Source organism: Pseudomonas graminis, assembly GCF_900111735.1.
Lineage (GTDB): Bacteria > Pseudomonadota > Gammaproteobacteria > Pseudomonadales > Pseudomonadaceae > Aquipseudomonas > Aquipseudomonas graminis.
In genome coordinates this window covers 21,918-40,039 of sequence record NZ_FOHW01000011.1, presented here as the reverse complement: position 1 = coordinate 40,039, position 18,122 = coordinate 21,918, and the positions used below count along the sequence as shown (strand labels likewise).

General features: G+C 59.0%; 18 protein-coding genes and 1 other RNA gene. 13 read left to right on the top strand and 6 right to left on the bottom strand.

Annotated elements, in window-relative coordinates; translation table 11 throughout:
- The first annotated feature begins 212 nt into the window (after window positions 1-212).
- Complete coding sequence (gene recN / locus BMY98_RS10580) at window positions 213-1,886, top strand: DNA repair protein RecN (protein WP_074888451.1); 1,674 nt, start codon at window positions 213-215, stop codon at window positions 1,884-1,886.
- A gap of 110 nt (window positions 1,887-1,996) precedes the next feature.
- On the opposite strand, the gene fur is transcribed toward recN, so the two are convergent.
- Entirely contained in the window at window positions 1,997-2,404 is a 408-nt protein-coding gene (fur, locus tag BMY98_RS10575) for a ferric iron uptake transcriptional regulator (protein ID WP_065987616.1), read from the bottom strand.
- A 98-nt stretch (window positions 2,405-2,502) separates the two neighbouring features.
- Here fur and BMY98_RS10570 point away from each other — a divergent pair, with 98 nt between their 5' ends.
- Entirely contained in the window at window positions 2,503-3,027 is a 525-nt protein-coding gene (locus BMY98_RS10570; protein WP_074888447.1) for an outer membrane protein assembly factor BamE, read from the top strand.
- A gap of 87 nt (window positions 3,028-3,114) precedes the next feature.
- On the opposite strand, the gene BMY98_RS10565 is transcribed toward BMY98_RS10570, so the two are convergent.
- The 3 genes from BMY98_RS10565 to BMY98_RS10555 are packed head-to-tail and all read right to left on the bottom strand — an operon-like array spanning window position 3,115 to window position 5,273.
- The gene (locus BMY98_RS10565) at window positions 3,115-3,435 is read right to left on the bottom strand and encodes an RnfH family protein (RefSeq protein ID WP_074888444.1); all 321 of its coding nucleotides are present in this window, start codon (window positions 3,433-3,435) and stop codon (window positions 3,115-3,117) included.
- Window positions 3,428-3,862, bottom strand: a complete 435-nt coding sequence (locus tag BMY98_RS10560) for a type II toxin-antitoxin system RatA family toxin (protein ID WP_074888440.1) — start codon at window positions 3,860-3,862, stop codon at window positions 3,428-3,430. Before BMY98_RS10560 ends, BMY98_RS10565 begins: the two co-directional genes overlap by 8 nt.
- Before the next feature lie 7 nt (window positions 3,863-3,869).
- The gene (locus BMY98_RS10555; protein WP_074888707.1) at window positions 3,870-5,273 is read right to left on the bottom strand and encodes a sodium-dependent transporter; all 1,404 of its coding nucleotides are present in this window, start codon (window positions 5,271-5,273) and stop codon (window positions 3,870-3,872) included.
- Window positions 5,274-5,400: 127 nt separating this feature from the next.
- Between BMY98_RS10555 and smpB the strand changes: the two genes are divergently transcribed.
- Window positions 5,401-5,883, top strand: coding sequence for an SsrA-binding protein SmpB (gene smpB / locus BMY98_RS10550; RefSeq protein WP_074888437.1), 483 nt, complete (start codon window positions 5,401-5,403; stop codon window positions 5,881-5,883).
- 121 nt (window positions 5,884-6,004) lie between these two features.
- On the opposite strand, the gene BMY98_RS10545 is transcribed toward smpB, so the two are convergent.
- Complete coding sequence (locus tag BMY98_RS10545) at window positions 6,005-6,772, bottom strand: GntR family transcriptional regulator (protein WP_074888434.1); 768 nt, start codon at window positions 6,770-6,772, stop codon at window positions 6,005-6,007.
- 428 nt (window positions 6,773-7,200) lie between these two features.
- Here BMY98_RS10545 and BMY98_RS10540 point away from each other — a divergent pair, with 428 nt between their 5' ends.
- The 8 genes from BMY98_RS10540 to BMY98_RS10505 all read left to right on the top strand — a co-directional run bounded on the left by BMY98_RS10540 (window position 7,201) and on the right by BMY98_RS10505 (window position 15,441).
- Entirely contained in the window at window positions 7,201-8,907 is a 1,707-nt protein-coding gene (locus tag BMY98_RS10540; protein ID WP_074888431.1) for a lactate permease LctP family transporter, read from the top strand.
- Between the two features lie 68 nt (window positions 8,908-8,975).
- Window positions 8,976-10,121: an FMN-dependent L-lactate dehydrogenase LldD gene (gene lldD, locus BMY98_RS10535; protein WP_074888426.1), complete on the top strand. Its 1,146-nt coding sequence runs from the start codon at window positions 8,976-8,978 to the stop codon at window positions 10,119-10,121.
- Window positions 10,122-10,195: 74 nt separating this feature from the next.
- Window positions 10,196-13,006, top strand: coding sequence for an FAD-binding and (Fe-S)-binding domain-containing protein (locus BMY98_RS10530; RefSeq protein ID WP_074888423.1), 2,811 nt, complete (start codon window positions 10,196-10,198; stop codon window positions 13,004-13,006).
- A 211-nt stretch (window positions 13,007-13,217) separates the two neighbouring features.
- Window positions 13,218-13,508 carry a hypothetical protein gene (locus tag BMY98_RS10525; protein ID WP_074888420.1) on the top strand — a complete coding sequence of 97 codons (291 nt, stop codon included), beginning with the start codon at window positions 13,218-13,220 and terminating at the stop codon, window positions 13,506-13,508.
- 113 nt (window positions 13,509-13,621) lie between these two features.
- Window positions 13,622-14,013, top strand: a transfer-messenger RNA (tmRNA) gene (gene ssrA, locus BMY98_RS10520).
- Window positions 14,014-14,213: 200 nt separating this feature from the next.
- Window positions 14,214-14,603 (top strand): hypothetical protein, encoded by a 390-nt coding sequence (locus BMY98_RS10515; RefSeq protein ID WP_139214473.1) that lies wholly within the window; start codon window positions 14,214-14,216, stop codon window positions 14,601-14,603.
- Window positions 14,604-14,677: 74 nt separating this feature from the next.
- Entirely contained in the window at window positions 14,678-15,124 is a 447-nt protein-coding gene (locus BMY98_RS10510) for a DUF1493 family protein (RefSeq protein ID WP_074888416.1), read from the top strand.
- Complete coding sequence (locus BMY98_RS10505; protein ID WP_074888414.1) at window positions 15,121-15,441, top strand: YceK/YidQ family lipoprotein; 321 nt, start codon at window positions 15,121-15,123, stop codon at window positions 15,439-15,441. The genes BMY98_RS10510 and BMY98_RS10505 overlap by 4 nt, the downstream gene beginning before the upstream one ends.
- Window positions 15,442-15,582: 141 nt before the next feature.
- Here the strand turns inward: BMY98_RS10505 and BMY98_RS26740 are convergent, their stop codons facing one another.
- Complete coding sequence (locus BMY98_RS26740) at window positions 15,583-15,786, bottom strand: DUF6021 family protein (protein ID WP_139214472.1); 204 nt, start codon at window positions 15,784-15,786, stop codon at window positions 15,583-15,585.
- A gap of 394 nt (window positions 15,787-16,180) precedes the next feature.
- Here BMY98_RS26740 and BMY98_RS10495 point away from each other — a divergent pair, with 394 nt between their 5' ends.
- On the top strand, window positions 16,181-17,359 hold the full coding sequence (locus BMY98_RS10495) for a sugar transporter (protein WP_074888407.1): 1,179 nt from the start codon (window positions 16,181-16,183) through the stop codon (window positions 17,357-17,359).
- A gap of 452 nt (window positions 17,360-17,811) precedes the next feature.
- A complete protein-coding gene (locus BMY98_RS10490; RefSeq protein ID WP_074888404.1) occupies window positions 17,812-18,093 on the top strand; it encodes a hypothetical protein in 282 nt (93 codons plus the stop codon).
- Window positions 18,094-18,122 lie beyond the last annotated feature (29 nt).

Genomic DNA, 18,122 nt, shown 5'->3' with positions numbered 1-18,122 from the left:
TAATTTTCGGGTTCAAGGGGTTTGGGTGCAGGATCGGCTGAATAACCCTACAAATGTTCCGACATGAGTTCAGCGGCCATGGGCGGTGGCGAAATACAGAATTGATGCTAAAAATTGGCGATGACCTTTTAAATCGAGCTAAGGCCGGGCATTGTCAGCCCAAAGCAAAACACTGTATAAATAACCAGACAAATTGTTTGGGAGCCGCTCTGATGCTGGTCCACCTGTCCATACATAACTACGCCATCGTTGAACATCTCGATCTCGAACTCGATCGCGGCATGAGCGTGATCACCGGGGAAACCGGGGCCGGCAAGTCGATCATGCTCGACGCGCTCGGCCTGACGCTGGGCGATCGCGCCGACAGTGGCGTGGTGAGGCCAGGTGCCGACAAGGCAGACATTCTGGCAACCTTCGACGTGTCGGATATCCCTGAAGCAAGCGCCTGGCTCAAAGAGCGAGACCTCGAAACAGACGGCCCCTGCATTCTGCGGCGTGTTATCACTGCCGAAGGCCGCTCACGCGCCTATATCAATGGGACACCATGCCCTCAGGGCGACCTGAAAGCACTTGGCGAGCTGGTCATCGACATTCACAGCCAGCACGAGCACCAGTCGCTGCTCAAGACCGATACCCATCGGCGACTGCTGGACGAATACGCGGGCGCCACTGACCTCGCCCGCCAGGTGCAACTGGCCTCTCAGCGCTGGCGGCAGACGCGTCAGGAGCTTGAACGTCTTTCCAATTCAGGCGACGAGCAGCGGGCCAAGCATCAGTTGCTGAGCTACCAGCTTGAAGAACTGGAAAGCTTGAGCCTTGGCGAAAACGAGCTCGAGCGCCTGGAACAGGAACACACCACGCTGACCAATGCCGAAAGCCTGCTGGGGATCTGCCGGCAAGTCGTCGAGCTGTGCAGTGAAAGCGATTCCGGCAATGCGCTCAACGCACTGACCGCCAGCCTCAACCGACTCAGCAGCGTGAACAACACGCCCGATGCACTCAATGAAGCAACCAACCTGCTTTCCAGTGCGCAGATTCAGGTCGAAGAGGCCGTCGGCGAGATCAATCGCTTCCTCGATCGTTTTGAAGCGGATCCCGCCCGCCTGCAGCAAATCGAAGAGCGCCTCGACACCATCTATACGCTGGCACGCAAACACCGCGTGCAGCCGACAGAAGTCGCGGCGCTGCATCAGAAATTGCTCGACGAGATCGAGACCCTCAACGCCAACGATGAAGCGATCGAGAGACTGGAACACGAGGTAGGTTCCTACGCGCGGCACTATCAAGAGAAGGCGCGCGAGCTGAGCGACTTGCGTCACCGTGCTGCGCCGGAGCTGGCCCACAAGGTCGAGCACGAAATTCAGCGGCTGGGCATGCCGGGCGGCCGCTTCAATATCGAGCTGCGCGAGAATGTAGACAAAGAGCTTTCACCCAACGGGCTGGAGCAGGTTGAACTGCTGGTCAGCGCCAACCCGGGTCAGCCGCTTAAGGCGCTGGCGAAAGTGGCATCGGGCGGGGAATTGTCGAGGATCAGCCTGGCGATCCAGGTGATCACCGCACAAACCTCTCGAGTTCCGACGCTGGTGTTTGACGAAGTGGACGTGGGTATCGGCGGCCCTACGGCTGAAATCGTTGGCCAACTGCTGCGCCGCCTGGGCGAACGCGGCCAGGTCATGACCGTCACTCACTTGCCGCAAGTCGCTGCCCAAGGGCATCAACACCTCTTCGTGCACAAGGTTCGTGAGGCGGATGTGACCCGCACGGCGGTGTCCAAGCTGAGCAAGAACGAGCGAGTGGAAGAAGTGGCGCGCATGCTGGGAGGGATCGATCTGACCAAAGAGTCGCTCGCGCACGCCAAGAAGATGGTGGTCACCTCCAAATCGTGAGGCCCATCACCGCCTGATCTGGGCGTCGCCTTTCTGGCAGCATTCGACCGACAAATGCAGAAACAACAAAGGCGACCCGCGGGTCGCCTTTGTCGTACTTCACAAGAGGCTTACACCTTTTGCTTGCGTACGTAGAGCACTAGATTGTGATCAACCAGCTCGAAGCCGTGCTTGCTCACAATAGCTTTTTGCAGTTTTTCGATTTCTTCGTCGAAGAACTCGATGACCTCGCCGGATTCCACGTTAACCATATGGTCGTGGTGGCCTCCGTCAGCCAGTTCGAACACCGCATGGCCGCCGTCGAAATTGTGGCGAACCACCAATCCGGCTGCTTCAAACTGAGTCAGAACTCGGTAAACCGTTGCCAGACCGACGTCTTCGTTGGCCTCCATCAGCGCCTTGTAGACATCCTCCGCGCTCATGTGACGCTGCTGGGCAGAATCGAGCATTTGAAGGATCTTGACCCGCGGCAGGGTCACTTTAAGTCCGGCTTTGCGTAGTTCGCTATTTTCAACCATGGTCAGCTTTCTCGCAGACGCTGCTTCGCAGCTTCTCTTAATGCAGGTATGATCGGGGTTTACGTTGTCCCAGCCAAGATAGTGGAAGTCGCCCACCGATGCAAAACACCAAGCTCTTGCTAACCAGTTTCACCTTCGTGGGACTGCTCGCACTCGCCGGTTGTTCATTCCCCGGGGTTTATAAAATCGACATCCAACAGGGCAATGTCGTCACGCAGGACATGATAGACCAGTTACGCCCGGGAATGACCCGTCGGCAAGTAAGGTTTATCATGGGCAACCCCTTGTTGACCGACACCTTCCACCCTGAGCGCTGGGACTATCTGTACAGCCTGCAGCCTGGTGGTGGCGAACGCCAGCAGGAGCGCGTCAGCCTGATCTTCAATGGCAACGACCAGTTGGCAAGCTTGTCCGGTGACTTCAAGCCGGGTGTCAGCCGCGACGAGGCCATCCTCGGCAAGAGCAGCGACACGACTGTCACCCCCGAAAACCAAGGGACGCAGCCGCCGAAGGAAGAGCCGCCGAAGCCTGGATCGTTGCTTGAGCAGATTCAGAACGACGTCGACAAAGTCGAGACCGTGCCCGTGCCTTCTCAGGAGCCACTGGACACAAACCCGCGCTGATCCTTTGTTCCCTTCTGGAATGAGCCGTATAAAAAAGCCCGGAAACCCCGGGCTTTTTTACGTCTCTCAATCGACTCGATGAGAAAATTAAATCGGTTTTTGCGCCTTCCTGGCATTCGCCGCTTTTAAAGCACGCAGACGACGTACCTCTTTCGGATCAGCCAGCAACGGGCGATAAATCTCGACCCTGTCTCCGGCTTCCAGCGCACGCTGATCGGGGTCGCCAACCAGCGTGCCGAAGATGCCCAACGGGCACTGTGCGAGATCCAGCTCAGGGAAGCGCTCGGCCATCCCCGATGCAAGAGCCCCGGCGCGTACCGATGTTCCGACGGGCAAGTCCAGCGCGAGCAACTCCTGACGGTCGACGGTGGCATAGACCACCTCGACGCGAATCATCGGCTCAGCCATGCAGCTCTTTGGCTCGCTGACAGAAAGCATCAACCAAGGTGTTGGCCGCCTGATTAAACAGCGGCCCCAAGGTCGCGCGGACGATCGAGCCGCTGTAGTCGAACGAAAGGTCCAGGCTGATCTTGCAGGCCTTTTCGTTCAGGGCCTTGAAGGTCCAGACGCCGTGCAACTGGCTGAAAGGCCCCTCCTCCAGGTTCATCTCGATGACCTGTCCCGGCGTCAGCGTATTACGCGTGACGAAGTGCTGGCTCAGGCCACCTTTGGCGATCTCGACACGCGCACGCATTGAGGTATCACTCTGCTCCAGCACGGTGCCGGCGGAACACCACGGCAGAAATTCGGAGTAGCGACTCACGTCGTTGACCAGGTCATAAAGCGCCTGGGCGGGATATGGCAAAAGGGCGGAACGTTGAATATGCGTAGTCATGTCAGCGTCATTTCCAAAGCTGAGCGGCAAAGACAATCAAGATGCCGATCGGCGCCACATAGCGCATCAAAGAGAACGTTAAAGCGAACAGAACCGGGCTGCGCACCGACAATTCGTCGCGTACCGCACCGCGTCCCATCACCCAACCTGCGAATACCACAAAACACAATCCACCCAGCGGCAGCATGATCCGCGAGGTGAAGAAATCGATCACGCCAAAGAAATCCAGCCCCGACGACGCTCCCCACTGATAGAGATGGAAGCCTGCGCCTTCGTTCACGAAAAATTTGGCCTGCTTCCAGATGTTGAACGAGAAGACCGTCCCGAGACCGACGAACCAGCAGATGAACGATAGCCAGAAAGTCACCCAGCCGCGGCGAACCTTTGTCCGCTCGACCAGGTACGCGACCATGGGCTCGAGCAAGGAAATGGCAGAGCTCCAGGCCGCGACGGCGACAAGGATAAAGAACACCACGCCCATGACGGTACCGAAGGCGACGTTACCAAATGCATACGGCAACGTAACGAACATCAGCCCTGGCCCTTCGCTTGGGTTCAGGCCCGCTGCGAACACAATCGGAAACAATGCAAGGCCTGCCAGCAGCGACACAAACGTGTCGAGCAATGCCACACCCACCACCGTCGCGCTGATCGACGCTTCTTTGGTCATGTACGCGCCGTAGATCATGATCGAACCGACGCCCACACTGAGCGAGAAGAACGCGTGGCCCATGGCAGGGAGCAGACCATCGAGCAGCTTCTCCGGTGTGAAGTCGAACATGAAATGCACGCCTTCCATGAAGTGCCCGGTGGTCAGGCTGTAGCCCAACAGAATGACGATGAGTACGAACAGCAAGGGCATCAGGATGCGCAGGCTGCGCTCAAGGCCGGCGTTGACGCCCTTGGCAATGGTAATCGCAGACAGCAGCATGAACAGCGTATGCCAGCCGACCAGGCGCCATGGATCAGCGATCATCTCGCCAAAATAGGCACCGACACCGTCAGGCGTCACGCCTTTAAAATCGCCTTTGCCGACATCAATGATGTACTCGAGCGACCAGCCACCCACGACGCTATAGAAAGAGAGAATCAGTAGCGCGGTCACCATGCCGGCAAAAGCGCCCCACGACCACTTCGACGAATGTCCGGCCGCCAGTGCCAGCGATCGCAGCGCGTTGGCCGGGCTCTGCCGTGCGCGACGGCCGATGAGCGTTTCGGCGATCATCACCGGAATCCCGATTAGCGCGATGCACGCCAGAAACACCAGCACAAATGCACCGCCGCCGTAGACGCCGACCATGTAAGGGAATTTCCAGATGCTGCCCAACCCCACGGCAGAGCCGGTGGCAGCAAGGATGAACACCCAGCGACTGGCCCAACTCCCGTGAACCGAAACCTTGTCCGTCGACATCGTTGACACGTCCAACACGCAAAAAAGATCGCGCATTGTCCGGGATTCACTCCACGCGCTCAAGCACACAGCTTCAGCGTGCGACCCCATAGCCGAGAAGCCCGTTGATCCCTATAATGCGTCGCCTATGGCTAAGCTCAAGAAACATCCCACAGGGACCATCGCGCAAAATAAAAAGGCGCGTCACGATTACTTCATCGAACACAAGTTCGAGGCCGGTCTGGTCCTGGCTGGCTGGGAAGTAAAAAGCCTGCGTGCCAACAAGGTGCAGCTGGTTGACAGTTACGTGTTGCTCAAAGACGGTGAGGCCTGGCTGATGGGTAGCCATATCTCGCCACTGACGACAGCCAGTACCCACGTCATCGCTGATCCGACACGCACCCGTAAACTGTTGCTCAACAAGCGCGAGCTGGAAAAGCTGACGGCGTCTGTTCACCAAAAAGGCTATGCCTGCGTGGCCCTTGCCCTTTACTGGAAGCAGCACTTGATCAAGTGCGAGATTGCTCTGGGCAAAGGCAAGAAGGAATACGACAAGCGCGACACCGAGCGCGAACGCGATTCCAATCGCGAGCTGCAACGCGCAGTGCGGAACAAGGGCAAGGAAGACTGATTCAGTCTCTCCCGCCTGTTTCGGCAAGACCGGGTCTCGGCTGAGGCCCGGTAAAATGCACGTTCAGCAGCGCCGGCTGGTTATAAGCGGCACTCTCCCCATCGTGCGCAACATCACCTCTTCAAATCCGGCTGCGCCGCTCAGCCCGCGCAGTACGCTTCACTTGCTGGCGCACTTCCTCCAGCACTTCCTGCACGTACAGCAAGTGACGGCTCGACACTTCTCGAGCATCGTCCGCCCGCCCTTCGATAATCGCCAGGTACAACTCACGATGCTGATCAATCAGCATGTCGCGGGTTTCTGCGCGCTGTTTGTACATGCCGCCAATGTTAGTGACGACACTGCGCCGCAGCAGATCGAACAGACCGCGAATCGTGTGCAGCAACACGGCGTTATGGCTGGCTTCGGCGATGGCGAGGTGGAAATTGGCGTCCGCCGCGCCCTCCTCCGCGCGGCTCACCTCCTCTGCACGGCTGTAGCAATCCTGCAACGCATCGAAGGCTTCGCGCAGCTGCAGCCGATCAACATCCGTCGCACGTATCGCCGCGTAGTAGGCGCATGAGGCTTCAAGTGTGTGGCGAAACTCAAGCAAGTCGCGCTGGGCTTCAGGACTGCTTTCCAGAAGATGAAGCAGCGGATCGCTGAACGTCGACCCGATGCTGTCGACGACGTAGTTGCCGCCTCCCTGACGGCTGACCAATAACCCTTTGGCCGTCAGCTTTTGGATGGCTTCGCGCAAAGAGGGACGCGACACACCAAATTGCTCGGCCAGCGCTCGCTCAGCCGGAAGACGACCGCCGGAGCGCAACGTGCCCTCCAGAATCATCCTTTCCAGCTGTTCGACAATGTCGTCGGACAAGCGGCGCTGACGCACCTGATCAAAGCCCATAACCCTTCACTCCACAACCCGACTGCCCCGTCTGACGTAGCTGCGGGGCGCATATTCTCGCCGATCACGATCAGACATTCACCCGGCAGATGTAGGAGAAATCGCCCTCTCAGGCGAAAAGCGGGCAAAATCCAGGCGAGCTGCTACGAAAGTTTACGCGTCATAAATTGACACACCGTCAGCAAGGCTTCTAACCTAGCTCCAAGACATTGTAAATTGGTATTACCAATTTACAATGCCGGCGATGGACGGCTTATCACTGTCCCACGCTGCAGGCACTTCCCGACGGCGGAACGCTTGAGCTGGTGAGCTGTGCGACTCGTTCGTCAGCGCCGACAGGAAGACAGACAAGCAGTTGTCACCTGCAGGAGCCGCGCACGTAAGACATGGACACCGGGCCTAACCAAAAACAATTAGGGGCCTCATACATGCAAACCTGGCAACAGCTCTACACACCTCTTGGCGGCCTGGGCCTTTCGGCGCTGGTGGCTGTCATTCCGATTATTTTCTTCTTTCTGGCGCTCGCGATATTCCGGCTCAAGGGCCACGTCGCAGGCGCCATCACGCTTCTGCTCGCCATACTGATCGCGATCTTCGCGTTCCATATGCCCGCCGACATGGCCGTCGCGTCCGCCGGTTATGGATTCCTCTACGGCTTGTGGCCCATCGCGTGGATCATCATCGCGGCCGTGTTTCTCTACAAACTGACGGTGAAAAGCGGCCAGTTCGAGATCATTCGCAGCTCGGTCATGTCGATCACGGACGACCAGCGCCTGCAGGTCTTGCTGATCGGTTTCTGCTTCGGCGCGTTTCTGGAAGGGGCAGCAGGCTTCGGCGCACCGGTGGCGATCACCGCTGCCTTGCTCGTTGGCTTGGGATTGAACCCGCTGTACGCCGCTGGCCTCTGCCTGATCGCCAACACCGCACCGGTGGCGTTTGGCGCATTGGGCATCCCGATCATCGTAGCCGGTCAGGTGTCCGGCCTCGACCCGTTCAAGATCGGCGCCATGGCCGGTCGCCAATTGCCGCTGTTGTCGGTGTTCGTGCCGTTCTGGCTGATGTTCATGATGGACGGCGTGAAAGGCGTCAAGGAGACGTGGCCAGCGGCGCTGGTCGCGGGCGGCAGCTTCGCCGTCGTGCAATTTCTGACCTCCAACTTCATTGGCCCGGAACTGCCTGACATTACCTCGGCGCTGGTCAGCCTCGTGGCCCTTACCTTCTTCCTGAAAGTCTGGCAGCCCGCTCGCTCAGCCGACGCGCAAATCGTCGGTACGTCAGGCGGTGCTGCAGTCATGGGCGGCGGCGCAGGTAACGCAGGCGGCTTTGGTCAACCGCGCACTACCAAGAAATCGCCTTACTCGGCGAGCACTATTATCAAGGCATGGTCGCCCTTCCTGATTCTGACCGTTGTCGTGACGATCTGGACGCTGAAGCCGTTCAAGGCGCTGTTCGCTGCGGGCGGTCCGCTGCAAGCGCTGACCATGAACTTCCCGGTGCCGCACCTGGATCAACTGGTCATGAAGATGGCGCCGATTGTCGCCAACCCAACCGCCATGCCGGCTGTGTACAAGTTTGACCTGCTCGCTGCATCGGGCAGCGCGATTTTGATCTCGGCCATTCTGGCGATGATCGTACTGCGCATCAGCGCCAAAACCGGCCTGACCACGTTCAAAGAGACGCTGATCGAACTGCGCTGGGCCATCGTGTCCATCGGCATGGTGTTGGCCTTCGCCTTCGTCATGAACTACTCCGGGATGTCCTCGACGCTGGCCTTGGTCCTCGCCGGGACAGGCAGCGCGTTCCCGTTCTTCTCGCCGTTCCTCGGCTGGCTGGGCGTGTTCCTGACGGGCTCCGACACCTCGTCGAACGCGCTGTTCGGCTCGTTGCAGGCCACCACCGCGCATCAACTGGGCGTCAGTGACGTGCTGATGGTGGCGGCCAACTCCAGCGGCGGCGTGACCGGCAAGATGATATCCCCGCAATCGATCGCTGTGGCCTGCGCCGCGACCGGGCTGGTAGGCAAAGAATCCGACCTGTTCCGCTTCACCCTCAAGCACAGCATTTTCTTTGCCACCATCGTGGGTTGCATCACCTACGCCCAGGCGTACTGGTTCACCGGCATGCTGGTTCATTAATCAGACGAGCGCCGGGCGTGCTTCTTGCGCGCCCGGCTGTGGCCCCGCTCACTCATCTGCGAGATCCCATGATCATTTCTGCCTCCACCGACTACCGAGCCGCCGCCCAGCGCAAGCTCCCGCCCTTCCTGTTTCACTACGCTGACGGTGGCGCCTACGCCGAGCACACCCTGCGCCACAACGTCTCCGACCTGGCCGACATCGCGCTGCGCCAGCGCATCCTGAAGAACATGTCCGAGCTGAGTCTGGAGACGACGCTGTTCGGTGAAACCCTGAGCATGCCGATGGCACTGGCACCGGTCGGCCTTTGCGGCATGTACGCCCGCCGTGGCGAAGTGCAGGCCGCACGCGCCGCAGACGCCAAGGGCATTCCGTTCACGCTGTCGACGGTTTCGTTGTGCCCGATTGAAGAAGTCGCCCCGGCGATCAAGCGGCCCATGTGGTTTCAGCTGTATGTTCTGAAAGACCGCGGCTTCATGCGTAATGCGCTGGAGCGAGCCAAAGCCGCCGGCGTGAAAACACTGGTGTTCACCGTCGACATGCCCGTACCCGGCGCTCGTTACCGTGACGCGCACTCCGGCATGAGCGGCAAAAGCGGGCCGATGCGCCGTGTCCTGCAAGCCATGACTCACCCGCAATGGGCGTGGGATGTAGGCATCAACGGCCGTCCCCACGACTTGGGCAACGTGTCGGCCTATCGCGGCAACCCTACCGGACTTACCGATTACATCGCCTGGCTGGGCAATAACTTTGATCCGTCGATTTCATGGAAAGACCTGGAGTGGATTCGCGATTCCTGGGACGGCCCGATGATCATCAAAGGCATCCTTGATCCGGACGATGCGCGGGATGCGGTGAAATTCGGAGCCGACGGCATCGTTGTGTCCAACCATGGCGGCCGCCAGCTCGATGGCGTGTTATCCAGTGCCCGAGCACTGCCCGCCATTGCCGACGCCGTGAAAGGCGATCTGAAGATTCTCGCCGACTCCGGCATTCGCAGCGGCCTGGATGTGGTGCGCATGATTGCCCTCGGTGCCGACACCGTGCTGATCGGCCGCGCGTTCATCTACGCCTTGGCCACCCACGGCGAGGCCGGGGTGAAAAACCTGCTGGACCTGTTCGAGAAGGAAATGCGCGTGGCGATGGTCCTGACCGGCGCCAAGTCGATCAGCGAGATCACCCGCGATTCGCTGGTTCGCGAACTGGGCGCCTGACCCGCGCTGATTCCGACCCATGCGGCCCGACAGAGGCCGCAGCGCTACCGAGATGCCCCCACGAGGAAAAATGCATGACCTTGCCCGCCGCGTTTCTGGCCGGTGTGAACAGCCTCATTCCTGCCGGAAGACGCTTCGACGACCCACTCTCGACCCTGGCCTTCGGCACTGACGCCAGTTTTTATCGGCTCATCCCCAAGCTGGTCATCCGCGTCGAATCAGAAGACGAAGTCGTGACGCTGCTCAAACTGGCGCAGGCGGATAAAGTCCCTGTGACCTTCCGCGCGGCGGGCACCAGCCTCTCGGGGCAAGCCATCAGCGACTCGATATTGATCGTGCTCGGCGATAACTGGAATGGCCGTGAAATACGCGAGCACGGCGCGCAGATCCGTTTGCAACCGGGCGTTATCGGCGCGCAGGCCAACGTCTGGCTCGCGCCATTTGGACGCAAAATCGGTCCTGACCCGGCATCGATGCACGCAGCAAAAATCGGCGGCATCGTCGCCAACAATTCCAGCGGCATGTGCTGCGGCACGGCCCAAAACACCTATCACACCCTCGCCGGCATTCGGCTGGTGCTCGCCGACGGAGCCCGCCTGGACACGGAAGACGGCGCCAGCGTCGCTGCGTTTCGCCTCAGCCATGCCGAGCTGCTTGAGCGCCTCGCGCAACTGGGTCGTGAGACCCGCGCCAATACCGACCTCGCCGCGAAGATTCGCCACAAGTACCGTCTGAAGAATACTTGCGGCCTGTCGCTGAACGCTTTGGTGGATTTCGACGAGCCGCTCGACATCCTCAGCCACCTGCTGGTGGGGTCAGAGGGCACGCTGGGCTTCATCAGCGCGGTGACCTACGACACGGTGCCCGATCACCCGAACAAGGCAACGGCGCTGATTGTCTTTCCCGACATCGAAACCTGCTGCAACGCCGTGACGGTTTTGAAAACTCAGCCGGTCGCTGCTGTCGAACTGCTTGATCGGCGCAGCCTGCGCTCGGTGCAGAACAAGCCAGGCATGCCGGCATTCGTTCGTGAGCTATCTGAAGGCGCTTGCGCCCTGTTGATCGAAGCCCGCGCCGCGACACGACCGTTACTGCACGAACAACTGGCGCAGATCATGGCGTCCATCGCGCATTTCCCGGTCGAGAAGCAGGTTGATTTCACCGAAGACGCGACCGAGAACGCACGGCTCTGGGCCATTCGCAAAGACACCTTCCCTGCCGTCGGCGCAGTGCGTGAGACCGGCACGACGGTGATCATCGAGGACGTGACCTTTCCCGTCGAGCAACTGGCCATCGGCGTTCGGCGATTGATCGAACTGTTCGAAAAGCACCGCTACGACGAGGCGATCCTGTTCGGCCACGCGCTGGAGGGCAACCTGCACTTCGTCTTCACCCAGGGCTTTAATGATCCGCAGGAGGTCGCGCGTTATTCCGCGTTCATGGATGACGTCACTCAACTGGTGGCCGTGGAGTTCAATGGCTCACTTAAAGCCGAACACGGCACCGGCCGCAACATGGCGCCGTTCGTGGAGCTTGAATGGGGCAGCGAGGCGTACGCGCTGATGTGGCAACTCAAACGTCTGCTCGATCCCGCCGGCATTCTCAATCCGGACGTCGTGCTCAGTGAAGATCCGCAGGTGCACCTCAAGCACCTCAAACCCATGCCCGCTGCCGATGCGATCATCGACAAATGCATCGAGTGCGGATTTTGCGAGCCGGTGTGTCCGTCAAAAGGGCTGACCCTGAGTCCGCGCCAGCGCATCGTCATCTGGCGGGACATCCAGGCGAAAAAACGCGCGGGTGCCGACACGACTCAGCTCGAGCGTGACTATCAATACCAGGGCATCGATACCTGTGCAGCCACCGGACTCTGCGCTCAACGTTGCCCGGTCGGCATCAATACCGGCGAGCTGGTGAAAAAGCTTCGCGGGGAACAAGCGCAACACGGCAAGGCTGCCAGCTGGATCAGCCAGCACTTCGCGACAGCGTTGAAGGGCGCGCGATTTACACTGCATGCAGCCAATGGCGCGCGCATGCTGCTCGGCGCACCGAGGCTGGCGAAGATATCCAGCGCGTTGAGCAGAGCGTCTTCGGGCCGCGTGCCTCAGTGGACTCCGGCAATGCCACAGCCCGAGAACGATATTCGCTTCACGCCGCCGACTGAAGATTCGCGCCCGCGAGTGGTCTATCTGGCCGCCTGCGTATCCCGCGTCATGGGCCCCGCAGCGGGCGATCGCGAGCAGATGTCGCTGATGGACAAGACTCAAGGGCTGCTGGAGAAAGCCGGGTATCAAGTGGTGTTCCCGGAAGACCAGGACAGTCTGTGCTGCGGCCAGCCTTTCGCCTCCAAGGGCTACGCCGAGCAGGCAGAAGAGAAGCGCCAGCAGATGCTCGCTGCGCTGATCAAGGCCAGTCGCGGCGGGATCGATCCGATCTACTGCGACACCAGTCCCTGCACCCTGCGTTTGGTTCAGGACCTCAGGGAAACCCGGCTCGACCTGTATGACCCGGTACGCTTCATCCGCTCCCATCTGCTGGACAAGCTGGTGTTTACCCCGCAGCAAGCGCCCATCGCTGTTCACGTCACTTGCAGCACGCAACACTTGGGCGAGAGCCAGGCGCTGATCGACCTTGCGCGAATGTGCAGCGTGAACGTGGTCGTGCCCGAAGGCATTCACTGCTGCGGATTCGCGGGAGACAAAGGCTTCACCACACCTGAGCTGAATGCCCATGCGCTGCGCTCGTTGAAAGACGCTGTTCAATTCTGCGATGAAGGCATTTCGACCAGCCGGACGTGCGAAATCGGGCTCACGCAACATGGCGGCATCGACTACCACGGCCTGGTCTATCTTGTGGATCGAGTGACGCAACCAAGAACCGCTTGATGCACACAAATGGGGCGGAGATCGCCCCATAATCCCGAAACATCCCGCAACGTGGCTTTTTCACAGCATCGTGAAAAAAAATAGAACCCCTGCGATGGCCGGCAGTCCATCTCTTTAGGCGCCACAACTCATTCGGCGCTTTTTTCCTCTATCTCGGGGCACCGGCGAAATCAGCCGGCGATACCGAGTCAACAGGCTCAAGGAGATACACATGAAGCGCACCGCACTGACTGGACTGTTTCTTACCGCTGCACTGTTGGGCTCCCCGGTTTTCGCTGCTGATGACCTGTGCGGCGCGAACATCGCGGCACTGAAGAATGCTGAAGCGTCGACGACCACCAACCTGACTGGCGACAGCAAGACCGACATCGAAAAAACCGTTGCCGATGCCACCGCCGCGCAAAAACGTGGCGATGACAAGGAGTGCATCTCGATCACTACCAAAAAAATCACCGAGCTGAAAACCGGCGGTGACGGCAGCGACGGCGGTGCCGCGAAGTAATTGCCGGATCGCGACGGTCACAAGCCCGTCGCGAGCGGAATGTCAGGCGGACGGTCGACGTATCTCATTGATTCGGGTAGACTCCGCCGCCTGACTGCTAGAGCAGCAGAATTGGGGCCGATTAGGATTCGACGCCGGTGATGAAACTCTAGGGGCATGCCGACTTGGTAACAGAAGTCGTAAATCCACTGTTGCAACTTTCTATAGTTGCCAATGACGAAACCTACGGGGAACAAGCTCTCGCCGCGTAAGCGGTGCTAGCCTTCCTTCTGGTAGCTTCGGCTCCAGCAATCACCAGGGGATGCCTGTAAACCCAAAGTGATTGTCATATAGAACAGGATCGCCGTGCAGTACGCTGTGGACGAATCGGCTAAAACTTACACAGCTCGCCCAAAGCACCCTGCCCGTCGGGTCGCTGAGGGTTAACTTAATAGACACGGCTAAGCATGTAGGCCCGAAAGCGGAGTACTGGCGGACGGGGGTTCAAATCCCCCCGGCTCCACCAAACACGCAATACAAATCAAGCACTTAGCGTTTATCGCAAGTGCTTTTTTTGTGCCTTTTTGGGCGGTTTGAGCCTTTCGCGGTCGGGCGTCGAGTGGTAATGAGCGTACAAGACCATGCATAAGGGCTCAATCAAGGGGGATCTGCGTGCCATCGGCTTCCTGTGAGACATGGGTGTGTGACCCCGGTTGAGCTGAAGCAGTGACTGGTACTTATCAGATCTTCACCATCACAGGGAGTAGAGGCGTGGATCATGGGTGGGGCATTTTTGCGGTAATAGGCGTCGGGCTGGCCTTGCTAGTCAGAGTCATATTCAGTCTTCGCGGCAACAAGAGGTGGGAATCTGAAGTCAGCGCAGATTTCGACGCAGCGCTTATGCGTATGCACATACACAGCTATAAATTTCTGGTGGATCGAACGGTCGCCCCGGGCTACGAAACATCCGAAGCGGTGTACCGGATACTCCTCGATCAAGACGGTCGATACTTTCTGTACATGCTGGTTGAGGGCACCACGGGGCTGATGACGCCTATTTCCAAGGAGCGCGCACTCTTAGCCGCCAAGACAAACGGATATAAAAGCGAGAGCTGACCGAGCATTTGATCTCGGCTAGGCTATCGGGGACCTCCATTGCCAATGCGCACCCTGACTATCAGGTATATCGAATGGACAACGATGACGTTGATTATGAACTGCTGGGCAAAATAATAGAGTGCGTCCAAGAAACATTTGAGTTCGGCGCCAATGCGTTTAAAGACTTGAGTCTGTCGACAGACCTCAATCGTCAGCTGGGCATTGAAGGGGATGACGCGAACGAGCTGATGCCTGAGTTTTTCCAGCGGTTCTCTGTGGACCTCGGAAACTATGACGCATACAGATATTTCGTGCCGGAAGGTTACGACCTGCTTTCATTCAGACGGGGCAAGGATAGGCGAGGGAAAATACCGATCCAGCTAGGCATGCTGTACTTGGCGGCCATAACGAAGACTTGGGATCCGACACTGCTGGAGCAAGTTCACTACAGCAATATTCCTCTGTACCAGCGGAAAGCCGACATACCGCTAACCGGGTATGAGATGCAACACCAACCGCAAAACAAGGACTCCCCGTGAAGCAATGGATTGCAGCATTCCTCATCACAACCTTAACCGGCTGCGGCACAATCATCACGATCTACAACCCGCCCAAGGCATCGGACAATCTGGCGGGTTGGCATTCGTACTGTTCGCAGATCCCCCGAGTTTACAGCGGCTTCGCTTACGGGTATTGCACCCTGAATGCGCCGGAACGGTATGGCGTTCATGACTCCGCGCCGATCGCTGCGGCTGACATGTTGCTCTCAGGGATCACAGACACCCTCGTCTTGCCCTACACGATCTATCAGCAGAATGAGCTCGGCGTCGTCCCAGTCAAACGCAACCAGCGCTGATCAGCACGCCGTTAGCCCTCACGATGGCTGCCGCAAAACCTTGGCGGCTCTGGAAGCGCGACACCTCGATGGCTCGCCGAAAGTCAGCCATAAAAAAGCCCCGCTTCACTCAGCGGGGCTTTTGGGTTCAGCGCAAGTCGATCAAACCCCGCCCTTCCCCGGCAGCGGCTCATCATTCCCACGGCGAGTGGTTGGCTCGTCAGTCACCGGGTCATTCTCGGTACGCGCGGGCTCGGTCGGGTCTACCTGCGGATCGGAAACATCGGGCGAGTCCTCATTAAAGCCAAGGTCCTTATCCGGATCCGTCTGCGCGGTGGTCCCTGTAAGCGAAGTGTCATTAGCCATGAAATCGATCTCCTCGTTTACGTGCGAGTTATCCGCACCATGACCATGAGAATCCCCTGAGCCCGCCAAGTGCCCCGGATTAGACGGGCGGTTTGTCCACGACATCTCATATTGAACGCCGACCTCATCGCGCCCCACATGCTGGCGACCGCTGCTGAAAGCAAGCGCCGCAGCACACCTGCGACAAATGAACGCCCCTGAGACCCCGGACCTGCGTTGTGACAACGTTAACAACGGCGTAGAATCCGCAACATCTCGTCGCATCTCCCCATACTCATAATATTCAGCTGACCGCATGCACCGCCCAGGCCTACGCCTCGAGCGGTCTTCCTGCTTGTCGGCGTTTTTGTTGGTGAAGCGGCAAACCGAATTCTTCAGGAGGGCATTCGTTTTAATGAATACCACTAACGCACACACCGGAAGTTGGCTGAGCGTCATCGCGCTGGCCCTGGCGGCCTTCATTTTCAACACCACGGAATTTGTGCCGGTGGGTTTGTTGAGCGCCATCGGTCATAGCTTCGACATGACCACTGCCCAGGTCGGCCTGATGCTGACGGTCTACGCGTGGATCGTGTCGCTGACCTCCCTGCCGATGATGCTGCTGACCCGCAACATCGAGCGGCGCAAGTTGCTGTTGTTTGTGTTTCTGACGTTCATCGCCGCCCACGTGATGTCGAGCGTGTCGTCGAGCTTCGGCATGCTGCTGGTCAGTCGTGTCGGTATCGCGGTGGCCCATGCCGTGTTCTGGTCGGTGACCGCGTCTCTGGCCGTGCGGGTGGCGCCGGAGGGCAAGCAGGTACAAGCCCTCGGGCTCCTGGCAACCGGCACCGCGCTGGCGATGGTCCTCGGCATTCCGCTGGGGCGGATGCTGGGCGAAGCGCTGGGTTGGCGCGCAACATTCCTGGCGATTGCCATTGCCTCGGGTCTTACCGTCTTGGTGCTGATGAAATCGCTGCCGCTCCTGCCGAGCCAGAACTCCGGTTCGTTGCAGAGCCTGCCGATGCTGTTCAAGCGGCCGGCGCTGATGTTGCTCTATCTGCTGACGGCTCTGGTGGTCACGGCGCAGTTCACGGCCTACAGCTACATCGAACCGTTCGCACAGATCGTGGCGAAGATGGATGGCGACATGACTACCGTTATCCTGTTGCTGTTCGGCGGCGCCGGGATCGTCGGATCGGTGATCTTCAGCCGCTACAACAACCGTTACCCGCGCGGCCTGCTGATCACCGCGATCGGCGCGCTGGCGGCGTGTCTGATTCTGTTGCTGCCGCTGTCCGGCAATGCCTCGTCGATGGGTACGCTGAGCGTGGTCTGGGGCATGGCGATCATGTGCTTTGGGCTGGTGATGCAGTCCAAGGTGCTGGCGATGGCGCCGGATGCGACGGACGTGGCCATGGCCCTGCATTCAGGTATCTACAACATCGGCATCGGCGGCGGCGCGCTGCTGGGCAGCGTGGTGATCAGCCAGCTCGGCGTGGCGAACATCGGTCTGGTCGGCGGAATGGTGGCGATCAGTGGTCTGCTGCTGGCGTGCCTGGCAACGCATCGGTATGGCGAAACGATTCGGGCGTAGGCCACAGAACCCAGCAGTCGGGCGGGCAAATGCACGACCAGCAATAGGCGCGCGATTACCCGCGAATCACGTTGGGTCAGGAATTCTGATGCGCCTGACTGGACGCATTCGCGGGCAAGCGCGCTCCTACAGGATTCCCGCTCCATCATTCCCATCGATAACCAACATTCCCGCGAATGCCTTCCGCTCAACACTCATGGGCGTACCATCGCCCTCACACCCAAACACGAACCGAGGGCAGGAAAAATGATCGTTCATCTCCTTACTTGCTTGACGCTCGCAGCGCTAACCAGCTACGTCGTCGCCCTCAAACTCTTCGATCTGGCGTCGGTCGTCATGACCGCGGACGAAGAGGACAGTCGTGTTGTGGCACCGGCCAATTAAGGCCAAGTAGCTGACACTTATCAGCACCTTTCACGCTTTCAACTTCTGTTAAATGCGGAGCAATCGACATGACCCGAGACGTCACTTTGCACGTTAGCTTTCCGATATTTGGAAAGAACTATTACTCACAACATGTCATCGCCCGCAAGAACAGCCACGGTCTCGTTGAGGACAATCGCTTCGGCGCCTTCATGATGCCCTCGGCGGAAAACCACTTCAGTAATGAGGTGGTGGGCTTCAACGATCAGTTCCGGTTTTTGACTGACGTATTGGCCATGCACTTGCTGGAAGTTGAAGAGGCACGACCTGCACGTCGAGTTCGACAGTCAGCTCAGTCGCGCAGTTTGTAAGTGCAGCTTTGAACTACGCCACCTACGCG